General features: G+C 37.9%; 11 protein-coding genes and 6 pseudogenes. 12 read left to right on the top strand and 5 right to left on the bottom strand.

Annotated features, from left to right (window positions below; genetic code table 11):
• Positions 1-23: 23 nt before the first annotated feature.
• Positions 24-572: a YmfQ family protein gene (locus AYJ55_RS15755; protein WP_245677391.1), complete on the bottom strand. Its 549-nt coding sequence runs from the start codon at positions 570-572 to the stop codon at positions 24-26.
• A gap of 53 nt (positions 573-625) precedes the next feature.
• Here AYJ55_RS15755 and AYJ55_RS32060 point away from each other — a divergent pair, with 53 nt between their 5' ends.
• The 3 genes and pseudogenes from AYJ55_RS32060 to AYJ55_RS15740 all read left to right on the top strand — a co-directional run bounded on the left by AYJ55_RS32060 (position 626) and on the right by AYJ55_RS15740 (position 2,206).
• Positions 626-991: an IS630 transposase-related protein gene (locus tag AYJ55_RS32060; protein ID WP_063653415.1), complete on the top strand. Its 366-nt coding sequence runs from the start codon at positions 626-628 to the stop codon at positions 989-991.
• 18 nt (positions 992-1,009) lie between these two features.
• Positions 1,010-1,450 (top strand): annotated as a pseudogene (locus AYJ55_RS32055) (IS630 family transposase); the annotation flags it as partial.
• Between the two features lie 147 nt (positions 1,451-1,597).
• Positions 1,598-2,206: a tyrosine-type recombinase/integrase gene (locus AYJ55_RS15740; protein ID WP_074168097.1), complete on the top strand. Its 609-nt coding sequence runs from the start codon at positions 1,598-1,600 to the stop codon at positions 2,204-2,206.
• 205 nt (positions 2,207-2,411) lie between these two features.
• Here AYJ55_RS15740 and srmB read toward each other — a convergent pair whose 3' ends face one another.
• The gene (gene srmB / locus AYJ55_RS15735; RefSeq protein WP_063657209.1) at positions 2,412-3,740 is read right to left on the bottom strand and encodes an ATP-dependent RNA helicase SrmB; all 1,329 of its coding nucleotides are present in this window, start codon (positions 3,738-3,740) and stop codon (positions 2,412-2,414) included.
• A 74-nt stretch (positions 3,741-3,814) separates the two neighbouring features.
• On the bottom strand, positions 3,815-4,714 hold the full coding sequence (locus tag AYJ55_RS15730; protein ID WP_063657208.1) for a transposase family protein: 900 nt from the start codon (positions 4,712-4,714) through the stop codon (positions 3,815-3,817).
• A gap of 312 nt (positions 4,715-5,026) precedes the next feature.
• Between AYJ55_RS15730 and AYJ55_RS29345 the strand changes: the two are divergent.
• Positions 5,027-5,351 (top strand): annotated as a pseudogene (locus tag AYJ55_RS29345) (IS701 family transposase); the annotation flags it as partial.
• Between the two features lie 117 nt (positions 5,352-5,468).
• A pseudogene (locus tag AYJ55_RS36180) lies at positions 5,469-5,576 on the top strand (IS982 family transposase); the annotation flags it as partial.
• A gap of 32 nt (positions 5,577-5,608) precedes the next feature.
• Here AYJ55_RS36180 and AYJ55_RS15725 read toward each other — a convergent pair.
• Positions 5,609-6,804 (bottom strand): annotated as a pseudogene (locus AYJ55_RS15725) (IS256 family transposase).
• 57 nt (positions 6,805-6,861) lie between these two features.
• Between AYJ55_RS15725 and AYJ55_RS26480 the strand changes: the two are divergent.
• Positions 6,862-7,630 (top strand): annotated as a pseudogene (locus AYJ55_RS26480) (IS982 family transposase); the annotation flags it as partial.
• A gap of 227 nt (positions 7,631-7,857) precedes the next feature.
• Here the strand turns inward: AYJ55_RS26480 and AYJ55_RS15715 are convergent.
• Positions 7,858-9,043, bottom strand: a pseudogene (locus tag AYJ55_RS15715) (FAD-binding protein); the annotation flags it as partial.
• Positions 9,044-9,294: 251 nt separating this feature from the next.
• Here AYJ55_RS15715 and rpoE point away from each other — a divergent pair.
• The 6 genes from rpoE (at position 9,295) to lepB (ending at position 15,165) form a co-directional block, all read left to right on the top strand.
• Positions 9,295-9,870 carry an RNA polymerase sigma factor RpoE gene (gene rpoE / locus AYJ55_RS15710; protein ID WP_063657206.1) on the top strand — a complete coding sequence of 192 codons (576 nt, stop codon included), beginning with the start codon at positions 9,295-9,297 and terminating at the stop codon, positions 9,868-9,870.
• A 34-nt stretch (positions 9,871-9,904) separates the two neighbouring features.
• The gene (gene rseA, locus AYJ55_RS15705; RefSeq protein ID WP_063657205.1) at positions 9,905-10,531 is read left to right on the top strand and encodes an anti-sigma-E factor RseA; all 627 of its coding nucleotides are present in this window, start codon (positions 9,905-9,907) and stop codon (positions 10,529-10,531) included.
• A 5-nt stretch (positions 10,532-10,536) separates the two neighbouring features.
• Positions 10,537-11,502 (top strand): sigma-E factor regulatory protein RseB, encoded by a 966-nt coding sequence (gene rseB, locus AYJ55_RS15700; protein ID WP_063657204.1) that lies wholly within the window; start codon positions 10,537-10,539, stop codon positions 11,500-11,502.
• Positions 11,495-11,953, top strand: a complete 459-nt coding sequence (gene rseC, locus AYJ55_RS15695; RefSeq protein ID WP_063657203.1) for a SoxR-reducing system protein RseC — start codon at positions 11,495-11,497, stop codon at positions 11,951-11,953. The genes rseB and rseC overlap by 8 nt, the downstream gene beginning before the upstream one ends.
• A gap of 428 nt (positions 11,954-12,381) precedes the next feature.
• Positions 12,382-14,178 (top strand): translation elongation factor 4, encoded by a 1,797-nt coding sequence (gene lepA, locus AYJ55_RS15690; protein ID WP_063657429.1) that lies wholly within the window; start codon positions 12,382-12,384, stop codon positions 14,176-14,178.
• Positions 14,179-14,196: 18 nt separating this feature from the next.
• Positions 14,197-15,165, top strand: coding sequence for a signal peptidase I (gene lepB / locus AYJ55_RS15685; protein ID WP_063657202.1), 969 nt, complete (start codon positions 14,197-14,199; stop codon positions 15,163-15,165).
• Positions 15,166-15,272: the final 107 nt, after the last annotated feature.

The raw sequence follows: 15,272 nt of genomic DNA, 5'->3' as shown, positions 1-15,272 counted from the left end.
GTAAAAAGGGTAAAAACAGAAAATTATTGGTCGTAACCGACCTGTAGAATGGTGTGAGAAGGAGCTATCTGATTAAACTGACATTCCAGTTGTTTATCACCCCAGGCGCGCAGCGGGTCACCGCAATAACTCCTACCCGCACGGGCAGATAATACGACCGTTTTACCCGCGTGCATTCGCCAGACAAAGGGCCATGCCTCACCATTTAGCGCATGCCCACAGGCCGAGAGTCCAGCTCTCGCCTGTCGAAATTCAGTAATAGTCACCTGATAATCGGTCTCTGCTGCGAGCGCGATAAAATAATTTTTTGATTGACCACCCGTCCGTAATAGTTTCGCTAATGCTATCCCTTGGCGTTTGGGTAAGGTATCAGGCGGTGCGGTCATACATTTATCCGGTAAACCTAACGTCGCTTCCCATTCCGGTAAAAATGACGTGGCGGTTTTAGGGAAGCTGGTGACTAATAACCGTATCGCTTCATTAAGCGTGTTGCTTAATAGTGAAATAAGGGTATTTCGGTGATTGAAGTAAATTTTAGGCTGTTCTGAGATGGAAATTCCAAAGACCGGCACTAAGGAGTAAAAAGGTATAGCTAGGCGACTTAATTTTGATTACAAGGTGTGTTATGAGTTATACAATTGATTTTCGACGTAAAGTAATATCTGTAAGGAAAGCCGAAGGTTTAACAATTCGAGAAACTGCGAAACAATTCCGTATTGGAAAAGCGTCTTTAGTACGTTGGCTTAAACGACCAGAGCCAAAAAATTCAACGCCACGTAAGAGGAAGCTCGATAAAAATGCTTTAGCAAAAGATGTGGAACAGTATCCAGATGCTTACCAAAAGGAACGGGCAGAGCGATTCGGTGTTTGTAAAAAGACTATTTGGCAATCCCTTAAAAAGCTGGGATTAACCTATAAAAAAAACTCTATTCCATCCAAAAACCAACGAAAGCGACAGGCTGGCACATCAGCAAAAAAGACAACAGTATGAAAAAAAAAAGATAAATCTGTTGTTTTTATTGATGAAAGTGGTTTTTCACATGACACTCCACGAACTCACGGCTATTCCCCAAAAGGTCACCGTTGTTTTGGCCTGAAAAACTGGGGTGCTAAGGGAAGAACAAATGTTATTGGCGCTTTATTGGGAACAACCCTTTTTGCTATCGGATTATTTGATTGCAATATTAACCGTGATGTTTTTTATGTTTGGATCACAAAAATATTGCTCCCAGAACTTCCTGAAAATTCTGTTATTTTTATGGACAACGCTAGCTTTCACAAAGGTAAGAATATTGAACAGGCAATTATAAACGCAGGACACCAGATAGAATATTTGCCTGTGTATTCACCAGATTTAAATCCTATAGAACATAAATGGTCTCAAGCTAAACGTAAAAAGATGGAAACAGGATGCACTATCGATGACCTGTTTTTAATACATATGCTGTAATCAAAATTAAGTCGCCTAGCTATAGCGATAAGAAAAGGAATTCTTGACGCACCGATAGAAAATATTTCTACTAAAATAATCAGCGACTTTATTTATTCCTATTTAATAAAAGATAAACCTTCGGCTGCTAAACAAATAAGGGGAACTTTGAATGATATTTTCAAGGAAGCTCTTTACACGGATATTATAAAGATTAACCCTGTATCTCAAACAAAAAATCCAAAAATTAAAATTCAGCGAGCAAGGTTGTCTCTAAATGACTTTAATATTATTTTAAAGTTAATAAACGATCACAGTCATTGGTTAAATCATGCAATGAAACTTGCTTTAGTTACAGGTCAGAGGGTATCTGATATTTCAAAATTGAAATGGGAAGATATTCATGATGGGAAATTATGGGTCATTCAGCAAAAAACTGAAACTAAAATAGCTATTCCGCTTGATATTGAAATTGTCTCTATGAGACTAAATGACACTCTGGAAAAAATTAATCATGAAACTGATTTTGTTATTACAAAAGACAAAAAACAGATTACAGTAACAAGAATATCAAACGAATTTGCGAAATTTAGGGATAAAGCTAAATTAGCATGGGAAGGATCTCCCCCGACTTTTCACGAGATAAGGAGTTTGTCTGCCAGATTGTATACAGAAAAAAATGGAAGTGAATTTACTCGTAAATTATTAGGCCATAAATCAGCAGAAATGACAGCTAAATATCAGGATGATAGGAATAATAGTTGGATTGAAATTTAAAATTAACAGTGAGTATATAGTGAACTATAGTGATAATTGTTTTTTATCTGTCTGATATATAATGATTTTAATTATATAAAACTTAAAATTAAAAGCAACTTATTGTAATTTAAACAAATTTATACGTTTTAGTAACTTGCAAACTAACCATTGCTTTTAAGCCATTTCTGGAATTTTATATGCCTGTGCGAAACTCGTGTGTTTATTAGTTGTTATCAGTTTGCTTTACTGATGGTTTACGACGTTTGCCAATATTTTTACTATCGCGATGGCGTTCTTTGGTTTTTTTCTTTTTTTGTTGGTCAATTTTTTTCTTTTCTTGTCGTTTTAGCTGGATTTTTTTCGATAGTTTGGGTTTACGTAGTGAACCTTCAGCCGGTGCTTTGGTGGTAGGCCGAAGGCTATCAATGACGCGTATTTTTAATGGTTCTTTAAGATAACGGTTAATTTTACCTAATAGCGGTTGATCATGGGCTTCTACTAAGCTAATTGCAATCCCCTTTCGCCCCGCGCGTGCGGTTCTACCAATTCGATGCAGATAAACATCAGCAGTACGCGGTAAGTCGAAATTGAATACGTGACTAATATCGTCAATATCAAGGCCACGTGAGGCAACATCGGTCGCGACTAAGACGTTAATTTGCCCACTATTTAGGCGTTTAACCGCTTCAGTCCGCTTTGCTTGAACCATTTCTCCTTCAAGTAACCAGGTTTTTATTTTGGCTTGCTGTAACCATTGAACTAACTCATGTGCTCTTTCGCGTTTACGGACAAAGATAATAGATTTAGTGGCATCGGGTTGTTTTAAAAGATGGCAAAGTAGCACAGTTTTATGTTCGAGGTTATCAGCGCGATAATAGTATTGTTGGATCTTTTTTCGTTCACGCCTTGAAGGATCAGCATCAATTTCATAAGGATTATTCAGTAATCGATTAGCAAAATCGTGAATGACGTCACCGGCTAGTGTTGCTGAAAATAGCATAGTTTGTTTGCGCCAGCGTGTTTCTCCGGCAATGGTTTCAATGTCGTTGGCAAATCCCATATCAAGCATTCGATCGGCTTCATCTAAAATTAATGTTTCGATCGCCCGACAATCAAAATTTTCTTCTTTGATATACTGTAGTAAGCGTCCTGTGGTTGCGACCACAATATCTTGGTTTTCACTAAAAATTTCAGCGTGGTTAATATAAGATACCCCGCCAGTAATGGTTGCGATATCAAGATGGGTGTATTTGGCTAATTCTTTTGCTTGTTCAGCTACTTGCATTGCCAGCTCACGGGTTGGCGCTAGTATGAGAATACGCGGTGGTCCAGATCGTTTACGTGGAAAATCAAGTAAATGTTGGATCACTGGCAGTAAGTAAGCGGCAGTTTTTCCTGTTCCTGTGGGCGATGAACCTAAAATATCGCGTCCTTCCATAGCGGCAGGGATAGTTGCAAGCTGAATGACTGTCGGGCGGTCATAGCCTTTATCATCCAGTGCATTGAGAAGACTTTGGTCTAACTCAAGTTCAGAAAATGTGGTTGCAGTCATTGTATACCTCTGGTTAGGCAATAAGCATGTTGCTTAATAGTGAAATAAGGGTATTTCGGTGATTGAAGTAAATTTTAGGCTGTTCTGAGATGGAAATTCCAAAGACCGGCACTAAGGAGTAAAAAGGTATCATCAATAAAGGGTCTACGATTCCGTAAAATTTGGGTCATACAACCGAGGCGCTTGATACCCGCGATGGCGTGTTCAACCGTAATACGGATGCCCGAGATTATTTTATTTTCTTGTTTTTGTTCAGGCGATAAAGGTCTTTTTCGAGTTCCTTTTTTTGGGATTTGTGTATTAGGATGCTGTTTATCTATACCTTGAAAACCGGTATCGGCCCAGATGGTTACCTCAGGGGGAATATGGCGAATTATATCGACTTTATCGAGTAAGCGTTTATCGTGACGGCGCCCATTTTTGATCATGGGGATAAATCCAATTTTCCTCGTTTCGTCAGTCATAATAAGCCCTTTTCGAGTGGTCTGTTTTTTCTTTCCCGAATACATTTTTTTTCGCCGACGCAGATTCTTAGGCTTTTGGACAGGTCGCTCTGTCCCATCAATAAAGACGTCTTTAACTCCAGGAAAGGCGCGAAAAAATTCCTCAGCAGAGCGAATTTGACGAGCGGGCAAAACACATTCTCGCCCCAAGGTCATCTCTAAAACCGGCAATAATATTTTTACCCAGCGACATACCCGTGTTCTATCTAAACCAAAAAGAAGTCCTTGCAAATCATAGGTCGGATAACATTTTAAATACAATAAAATAAAAAGCAGTTTATCTAATGGGGTTGGGATAAATCCTTTCTGCCCTGCACCCATCTGCCGCTCGTGATCTTTTCGATTCTTTTTCCGATAAATCAAATAACAAGCTGAAAATTCAGCGGCTAAATTTTTCAATTCTTCGACTGATAATCCAATGATTGCTTTACATAAACGATTATCTCGTAACAACCGCTCTTTGTTGATCATTTCAAACCGTTATTTTCTAAGTTAAACCTCTTTTTATTGTCTATAGCGTGACAAAAAATGCAAGTCTCTATTCAGCAACTATTTTAATGGATTATAAACAGAACGCCCAAATTGTTCATCTATTAAAATGTTTTGTTGAATGTTTGAGTGATGATATAAATAATTATTAATAATTAATGGCAATTCGGTAGCATTTTGTCCGCCATATATAAAAGAGGGTTAATTATATTCCCCTCTCTAGTTCACGAGTTTCGCAATCTCCAAAAAAGAAGTATAAAGTTCAAAACAAGAAAAAATTAGGGTGTTCGTATTTTGTCCGGTTATCCATGCATTAAAAATATCTATAAAACATTCTTACAAATAAGCAGTGTAAGATACTCTGGTTTGGCGTTATCAGAAGCAAGCCTATCGCCTTTGTCTCATGACACTATTAGTCGATGGCTAAAAAGTAGATGTTTTCGACCTAAAGACTTATGGCAATTAGTTCAACCTTCTATAGACAATAAAAAGCCCTTGCGTACTAATTGCCGATGATACATTGATTGCCAAAACACGTAGTAAAAAAATAGAGATGGTCCATTATCAATATTCAGGTAATGAACATGATGTTATTGCTGGCATAGGTTTAGTTAATTTAACCTGAGTTCGGGATAAGAAATAAAGTGAAAGTCTTGCTATTCAAATAGTTGAATGCGCATATTTCGTTAAAATACTCTAACAATCTGGTTAAAGAGTAGAGCATTGTTAAACAATGATGGAAAATCTTACTGAACTTTATTGCCTGATGGATGATTTTTGTAAAGACTTCGAGCCAAAAATGTATGAAATTTTGCTGAATAACGGTAGTAAGCGTCGTAGACGGTGAGGGTGTTCATAATTCTGTGTCAGGGGATTTTATATTTTGATTATACCATCTAGGCGCCCTTTAAAATAGATGGACAATTGAGCAATGGTTAACGCCCAGTTACTAATCGGCATAGTCCATTTGTTGGATACCTGATTGATGCCAATATAGAGTAATTTTAATAAGCTGTTTTCATTAGGAAAAGCCCCTTTGGTTTTAGTTAATGTTCTAAACTGCCGATGAACCGCCTCTACTGCATTGGTCGTATAAATGGGTTTTCTAATGGCTTTAGGGTATCGAAAATAAGCACTGAGCAACTCCCATTTACTTCGCCAGGATTCTAGCACTATCGGATATTTTTCACCCCATTTCGTTTCCAGTTCATCAAGGGCAAGCTCAGCAGCCGCTTTAGTATCTGCACGATAAACCGGCTTAGCCATAAAGGCTTTTTGGTCTTTACTGGCAATATAACGTAAGCTATTGCGAATTTGATGAACTACGCATAGCTGAACTTCTGTCTGCGGGAAAATACTGGCTATCGCTTCTGGAAACCCTTTTAATCCGTCAATACAAGCGATTAAAATATCTTGTATACCACGGTTATGTAAGTCAGTCAGAACGCTCAGCCAATGATGTGCTCCTTCTGTTTCAGACATATAGAGTCCTAACAATTCCTTATGCCCATCGGTGGTTAGTCCAAGTACTGTGTAGATTGCCTTATTGATATAGTGACCATCATGTTTTATCTTGTAATGAATGGCATCGAGCCAGACAAAAGGATAGAGCGCCTCCAGAGGGTGTTGTTGCCAGGCTTTTAATTCAGGGAGTAATTTATCAGTAATATGCGTAATAGCTCCATCTGATATTTCCAGTCCATATAATTCTGCAACATGTTTTTGAATATCACGATAACTCATGCCTAATGCAAATAACGATAGGATTTTGTTATCAATATCCTCTGATAATTTTGTCTGATTTTTCTTAATGAGCGGAGGCTCAAAAGCACCTGACCTGTCTCTGGGCGTTTTCAGTTCAAATTAACCTGATGTCGATTTAACCGTTTTTCGAGTATAGCCATACGCGTATCGATTGACGTTGTCGATAGGTAGTGTTCTATTTCTGCCTGCAGGGCAGCTTCGGTCAGCTGTTTTATGAGTGGTGTGAGTATTCCATCCGTACCGAGTAAATTTTTACCTGATTGTAATTGCTTCAACGCTTCATCAAAATTAAATGATTGATTTCTCATATTGTCATACCTCTTTTTTTGAGTTTAAGATATGACACAGATTTTTGAACACTACCTAGACGGTCTACTCAGCTTTCATTGGCTGAAATGATGACACTGGTTGTTTTGTTTCATCAACTCCGATTCAGCCAATTCAAGGTATTTTATCTCTATTATGTCCGTTTATATCTCAGGAAGGAATTTCCTAACTTGCCATCATATTCACGCTGCGTAGAGTTATTTCCGCGCAGTGCCTTAGCTTTAACGGTACTGTTTGAGTCAATTAAGGGAAAGTGCACGGGTCTGTCGGTTGCCGATTCTACTCCGATAGCTGTGTGATAACTTACGGATCCGCCGGCATAAAGTCTTCGATGGGATAGCTGAACGAGGAAAAACCTCAACAGGTTGGTTCTTTGGTTTCAAACTTCATGTAATTATCAATCTTTTGAGGGAAATACTCAGTTTTCGACTTACACCAGGAAACACAGATGATCGGAAACCATTACCTGAGCTGATAAAAGATCTTTCTGGTTGTTTGTATGCGGATAAAGGGTATTTATCGGCTTCACTGAAACAGCAACTGAAAACAATGGGAATTAACCTTATAACGAATATCAAGAAGAAAATGAAGCCTGTTGAACAGACTTGTTTCGACAAAGCCATCTTGCGTCATCGTTCTGTCATTGAAACGGTATTTGATGAGTTAAAAAATCTTTGTCAGATAGAGCATACGCGGCACTACTCTCCTGCTAACTTTGTAGTGAATTTATTAGCCGGGCGGGTTGCATATTGTTTAATTCCATCTAAACCAAAGATACCGATGGCAGGAACATATCTTCAAGCATAATTGATAATGCTTATTCTGAACTCAGGTTAAATTATGACATTGATACGAGTTTCGCACCAATAAAAAAACGCTCTATTTTTAAGTTTAATTCAGCATAATATATAAATAGAAAAAATCTTATAAATTAAAAGCAACTTATTGTAATTTAAACAAATTTATACGTTTTAGTAACTTGCAAATTAACCATTGCTTTTAAGCCATTTCTGGAATTTTATATGCCTGTGCGAAACTCGTGGTTTTATCTGTTTTGCCGCAGACCATCTATAGACGAGACACTCTAATAATGAATTGGATGCTAGTCGGTTGGCACCATGTAACCCTGTATAACTGACTTCATCAATAGCATATACACGAGTTTCGCACAGGCATATAAAATTCCAGAAATGGCTTAAAAGCAATGGTTAATTTGCAAGTTACTAAAACGTATAAATTTGTTTAAATTACAATAAGTTGCTTTTAATTTATAAGATTTTTTCTATTTATATATTATGCTGAATTAAACTTAAAAATAGAGCGTTTTTTTATTGGTGCGAAACTCGTGTTCATGATCAATGGCACGGGCAACTATATCACGAGGGGCGAGTTCCGCTATTTTATCAAAATCAGGCATAGATCGCTTAAGATAGGCACCTTCACCTCGTAACGCTTCAGTTAGTAGAAAATTGCGTGCTTTTGTGGATGATAAAGGCAAGTCGGATGAAATTGATTAAATTCAAGATTGGCTACACGGCAACCTGTTCGCCAGGCCATTGCAATTCCATCGCCTGATGAAATATCAGGATTGGTAGTATATTGATATACTTTTGCGGCTCCTTCGGTTGCTAAGACTGTCACTTTTGCATGGCAAATAACGATTTGTTGTTGATTGAGATCCCAAATGTAAGCACCGATAATTGTTGCTGGATCTTTATCTGAGCGGATCAAATCGATGGCGTTATACTGCTCCTTAATAGTGATATTCGGATGCTTGATGGCTTTTTCAACCAAGGTTGTTTCTACTTGTTTGCCTGTTGCATCGGCATGATGAAGAATACGGCGATGGCTATGGCCACCTTCTTTTGCAAGATGATATTGTTCTTTACCGGCCCAATTTAGCTCTTTATCAAATAAAACACCTTGATTAATAAGCCATTGGACAGAATGGCGGGCATTACAGGCGACAAATTCAACGGTTTTTTTATCACACAGCCCTGCACCGGCAATTAAAGTATCATTAACGTGGGCTTCTATACTATCGGTTTGATCAAAAACCGCTGCAATTCCACATTGAGCATAGTTAAGATGCACCTTCAGTTGAAATGTTTTTATGAGTATCGTTATTTGGTATTGTGGCGCTAATCGAAGTGCTAACGATAGACCGGCGATGCCACTACCAATGATTAAAATATCCGTATAATATTGTGTTGATGGCATAATATTTTATTACTAAGGTTTTGGAATAGAGTAAATTACCATGTTAGCCTATTCTTTTATTTAGAGTAAATACGATGACCTTGAAAGAACTTTTCTTATGGTTTAGCTTAGATTAAATATAAATAATTTAAATTGACTGGAACTTTGCTAGTTTTTGTCACTCAAAAAAATGCTTGCTTACAAATGAGAGAAAACATGGCGGGTTCAAATAAGGAAAAAATGAGGCTTATTTTCGGGAGAAATGACCTCGAATGAGCGAGCAGTTAACAGACCAGGTGCTGGTTGAACGGGTACAAAAAGGGGATAAAAAAGCTTTTAATTTACTGGTTATTAGATACCAGAATAAAGTTGTGAGCCTTGTTTCTCGTTATGTGCCGCAGGGAGATGTACCGGATGTAGCTCAAGAGGCATTTATTAAAGCTTATCGCGCTATCAGTTCATTTCGTGGTGAAAGCGCATTTTATACTTGGCTTTACCGGATCTCAGTAAATACAGCAAAAAATTATCTTATATCCCAAGGACGTCGACCGCCATCGAGTGATTTGGATGTAGTTAATGCAGAGAATTTTGAGGCTTCTAATGCATTAAAAGAAATTTCGAACCCTGAGAATTTAATGTTGTCAGAAGAATTGAGAAAAGTAGTCTTCCGGACTATAGAATCACTTCCTGAAGATTTACGTTTGGCAATTACGCTTAGGGAGTTAGATGGACTAAGTTATGAGGAGATAGCGCTTATTATGGATTGTCCTGTTGGTACAGTTCGTTCGCGCATTTTTCGAGCAAGAGAAGCTATTGATAATAAACTGCAACCGCTAATACGAAATTAAATGTGGTTCACATTTTACTGAAGGGTACTTTGGCATGCATAGAGAGAGACTTTCCGCTTTAATGGATGGAGAGATCTTTGATTCAGAATTGATCCATACCATTTTACAAGATGTTTCGTTACAGAAACGATGGGAGAGCTACCATCTTATCCGCGACAGTTTGAGAGGCGATATCAACGAAGTTATCCATCTTGATATTAACGACAAAGTAGAGCAGGCGCTGGCAAGTGAGCCTATCCAAATTGCGCTTAATGCAATACCGGAGTCACAACCTGCGCCTGCTAGCTGGTGTTTAATGCCTTTTTGGCGTAAGCTTCGCCCTTGGGCTAACCAGATGACGCAAGTTGGTGTCGCAGCGAGCGTTGCCGTAGCTGTTATTGCTGGTGTTCAGAATTATAATACGTCTAGCATAGAAGCTGATGTCAAATCTGACTCACCCATATTTAATACGGTACCTATCATGAGTGCTGCGTCGCCTGTGAGTTTAAATGTATTTAATGATCAATTGGTTGCTCATCCACAAACCGAGCAGCTAGAACAACGTAATCGCCGACTTGGTCTGATGTTACAACAATATGAGCTTGAGCGTCGTTTAACGCTGAATCAAAGTGTAACATCATCTTCACCAGTAGCAGAAAAATCTTACTCAGGAGCAGAATAGTAGTAATGAAGCATTGGTTATCCGCCCTCTTTTTTTTGCTGGGCGGTTTATTGTTGCCTTTACATTCCTATGCGAAAGAATTATCGGCTGAAACTTTATTAACTGATATGGGTAATGCAGTAAAGTCTTTACCTTACGAATTATCATTTATTATTGTCAATCCACAAGGTATAACGCCGATCAGATATCGTCATGTCATTATTGACAATAAACCAATTGCTCAAATGATGCAGATGGATAATTCTCGTCGTGAAATTATTCAGAAAGGTAATCAAATTAGCTACTTTGAGCCAGGATTTGATTCTTTTAGCTTAGAGGGCGCTTATATCGTTGATTATTTGCCGTCGGTAGTTTTTGCTAATTTTACTAAACTGCAATCCTATTACAATTTCATTAAGCTAGGCAGAACGCATATTGGTGATATAAGCTGTCAGGTTATTCGTGTTATACCGAAAGATAATTCACGTTTTAGCTATATCTTATTAATTGATGAAAAAAGCAAGTTACCATTGTGCATTGATCTTTTAGATAGTAAGAATGAAATATTAGAGCAATTTAGAGTTGTCTCTGTGGCTTTTAATAGTCAAGCGTTGCTGAAATCAATGCATGTGATCGCATCGTTGAATATGCCTCCCTTATTACTTATTCCCAAATCGATCACTAAGCGATTTAACTGGCAAATAAACCAACTGCCGTTGGGATTTGAAGAAATTTCTCGTAGTTGTAAAGAGATTGCTGCTAATGAATCTTTAGAAGCCATGTTATTTAGTGATGGGTTATTTAGTTTTTCTATTAATGTTACTAAAGCAGGTGAGCGTCAACTTAGTGAAAAACCATTTCGTAAAGGTGGTTTAACTATTTATACGGTAATAAAGGGACAATACGAAGTGACGGTTATTGGCCAGTTACCATTGTTAACTGCTAGCCAGATTGCAGCTAATGTTAGTTTTAAAGAGGCAAGTAATGGTTAAAGAGTGGGCAACGGTTGTGTATTGGCATAATGGTCGAGCTGTTTTACGATATGGTTCTAATTCCGGTTGTGGCAGTTGTGCTGCTCGCTCAACTTGCGGATCTTATATTCTCAATAAAATAGGACCGAAAACTGAGTATCAATTAGAACTTGAGATCAGTCAGCCTCTGATAGTTGGTCAGAAAATTGAAGTCGGGATCCCTGAAGCCAGTTTATTACGTTCAGCAATGCTTGTTTACCTTACCCCATTACTTGGCCTTTTTATCGGCAGTGGGGTTATGCAATTTCTTTTTTTTAATCAATTTATTATTTTTTTAGGTGCAGTTATTGGTGGCAGTGTTGGCTTTTTTCTGGCAAAAAAAATTGCGCACTATTGGGAAAAAGAGACGCTATATCAACCGATCATTTTACAAATAGGTTTACCGCCTGATGAATTAAAACAGCAAGTATGAATGACATAGTAAGCCTAAATGTCTATCATTAGTAATTACATATCGTCACTAATCTATGCCTATAACCGCCTTATTTATAAAAACGACTTTTTCATTATCACATGAGTTTCGCACAGGCATATAAAATTCCAGAAATGGCTTAAAAGCAATGGTTAATTTGCAAGTTACTAAAACGTATAAATTTGTTTAAATTACAATAAGTTGCTTTTAATTTATAAGATTTTGTCTATTTATATATTATGCTGAATTAAACTTAAAAATAGAGCGTTTTTTTATTGGTGCGAAACTCGTGGAGTTGTTTGTCGCTTATATGTAAAATGCATTCCCAAGATTGTTATAACAGCTTTTATTAGTTTTAGCTTTGTAGGGCTAAGCTATCGCTAAAACTGATTTTATAAGGCCATTTAGAAGAAGATATAACCTTGAAAATCAAACATATAAGAAATTTTTCCATCATCGCTCACATTGATCATGGTAAATCAACTCTGTCGGATCGTATTATCCAGATCTGTGGTGGCCTTTCTGATCGTGAAATGGCAGCCCAGGTATTAGATTCTATGGATTTGGAGCGGGAACGAGGGATCACAATAAAAGCGCAGAGTGTTACCCTGAATTATAAAGCCAGTGATGGTGAAACTTATCAGCTTAATTTTATTGATACACCTGGCCATGTTGACTTCTCTTATGAAGTATCCCGTTCATTAGCTGCTTGTGAAGGTGCATTACTGGTTGTTGATGCAGGGCAAGGTGTGGAAGCGCAAACCCTTGCTAATTGTTATACCGCTATTGAAATGGATTTAGAAGTTGTTCCTGTACTTAATAAAATCGATTTACCTGCGGCAGAGCCTGATCGGGTAGCTGAAGAAATTGAAGATATTGTTGGCATCGATGCTCATGATGCTGTTCGATGTTCGGCAAAAACTGGATTAGGGGTACAAGACGTAATTGAACGGCTGGTTAAAGAGATCCCACCACCAGAAGGTGATCCGACAGCGCCTTTGCAGGCATTAATTATTGATTCGTGGTTTGATAATTATTTAGGTGTTGTTTCGCTGGTACGGATTAAAAATGGTACGCTTTGTAAAGGCGATAAAATTAAAGTGATGAGCTCTGGCCAACTTTATAATGTTGATCGCTTAGGAATTTTCACACCCAAACGAATTGATCGTCAACAACTAAATTGTGGTGAAGTCGGTTGGTTGGTCTGTGCCATAAAAGATATTCACGGCGCGCCGGTTGGCGATACATTAACTGGTGCTCGTCATTCTGCAATACAGGCGTTGCCTGGTTTTAAAAAAGTAAAACCGCAGGTTTATGCCGGTTTATTCCCCGTTAGCTCTGATGATTATGAAGCATTTCGTGACGCTTTAGCTAAATTAAGCTTGAATGATGCTTCGCTATTTTATGAACCAGAGAGTTCAACTGCATTAGGTTTTGGATTTCGGTGTGGTTTCCTTGGTCTACTTCATATGGAGATTATCCAGGAGCGTTTGGAACGTGAATATGATTTGGATCTTATTACAACTGCGCCTACAGTTATTTATGAAGTTGAGTTAACAAATGGTGATGTCATCTATGTTGATAGTCCCTCTAAATTACCAGCACTTAATAATATAAATGAATTACGCGAACCAATTGCAGGATGTAACATGCTAATGCCTAAGGAATATCTTGGTAATGTTATTACGCTCTGTGTAGAAAAACGCGGTGTTCAGACTAATATGGTTTACCATGGTAATCAGGTCGCATTAACCTATGAAATTCCTATGGCTGAGGTGGTGTTAGATTTCTTTGATCGATTGAAATCTACTTCACGAGGATATGCTTCATTGGATTATGGCTTTGCCCGCTTCCAGGCGGCTGATATGGTGCGTGTAGATGTGTTAATTAATGGCGAAAGAGTGGATGCCTTAGCATTGATTACTCATCGTGCAAATGCACCATATAGTGGTCGTGAGCTGGTAGATAAAATGAAAGATCTGATTCCGCGCCAACAGTTTGATATTGCAATCCAGGCTGCAATTGGTACCCATATTATAGCGCGTTCAACGGTGAAACAATTACGTAAAAATGTATTAGCTAAATGTTATGGTGGTGATGTTAGCCGTAAGAAAAAATTACTACAGAAACAGAAAGAAGGTAAGAAACGAATGAAGCAGGTTGGTAATGTTGAACTACCACAGGAAGCGTTCCTTGCTATTCTTCACGTAGGTAAAGATAACTAACCGTTGTAAGGAGTCATAATGGCTAACACTTTTTCTTTGATCTTGACGCTGGCGACCTTGATTACAGGGATTATCTGGGGTATTGATCGTTTTAAATTAGCACCTGCTCGTAAGAAAAAAATGGCGCAGCAGCAAAAAGTTACTGAGGGAAGCGTAGAGCAGACGCATTTAGCTGAAAATATTCATAAATCATCATGGGTTGATACTTGTTCATCTATTTTTCCGATATTAGCGATTGTATTAGTGATACGTTCGTTTATTTATGAGCCATTTCAAATCCCGTCAGGTTCAATGATGCCTACCTTATTGGTCGGTGATTTTATACTAGTAGAAAAGTTTGCTTATGGATTAAAAGATCCTGTTACCCAAACGACATTATTGGAAACAGGAAAACCTAAACATGGTGATATTGCGGTATTTAAATATCCTAAGGATCCTAGTGTAGATTTTGTTAAACGTGTTATTGGTCTACCTGGTGATAAAATTGTTTATGATCCTGAACAAAAAGAGTTACGTATATATCCGAATTGTTCAATTTCAAACTGTGTTCGAGCGTTACCAATTATCTATTCTTCATTAAAAGAGGGTGAATGGGCTTTATTTTTTAATATTGACTCTATGGTCGAAAGTCAGAAAGGAAGTTATCAAATTCCATTGGGCGAACCAGTACCAAGTAACGCATTACGCCAAGCGGAAAGAATCGAAAAATTAGATGGTACTAGCCATGAAATCTTAGTGATCCCACAAGTATATACCCGGTCACGTTATCAACAGCCCGGTTTACCAGACAATGAATGGATTGTTCCTCCTAAGCACTATTTTATGATGGGAGATAATCGGGATAATAGTGCAGATAGTCGTATGTGGGGTTTTGTACCAGAAGAAAATTTAGTTGGGCGTGCAGTTATTATCTGGTTTAGCCTTGATAAGCACGAGGGTGAATGGCCAACTGGAGTGCGTTTGAGTCGTATTGGTGCAATCAACTAATAAAATAATGAGATAAACTAATCATTAATGCTAAATTGATTTATATCCTAATCGATATAGAATATAGCACGATAATCAAAAATGATGGTTTCTTGAACGATATCAGG

The organism is Candidatus Arsenophonus triatominarum (assembly GCF_001640365.1).
Classification (GTDB): Bacteria; Pseudomonadota; Gammaproteobacteria; order Enterobacterales; family Enterobacteriaceae; genus Arsenophonus; species Arsenophonus triatominarum.
Note: the sequence above shows the minus strand (reverse complement) of the source record. Positions and strands in the feature narration are given on the sequence as shown.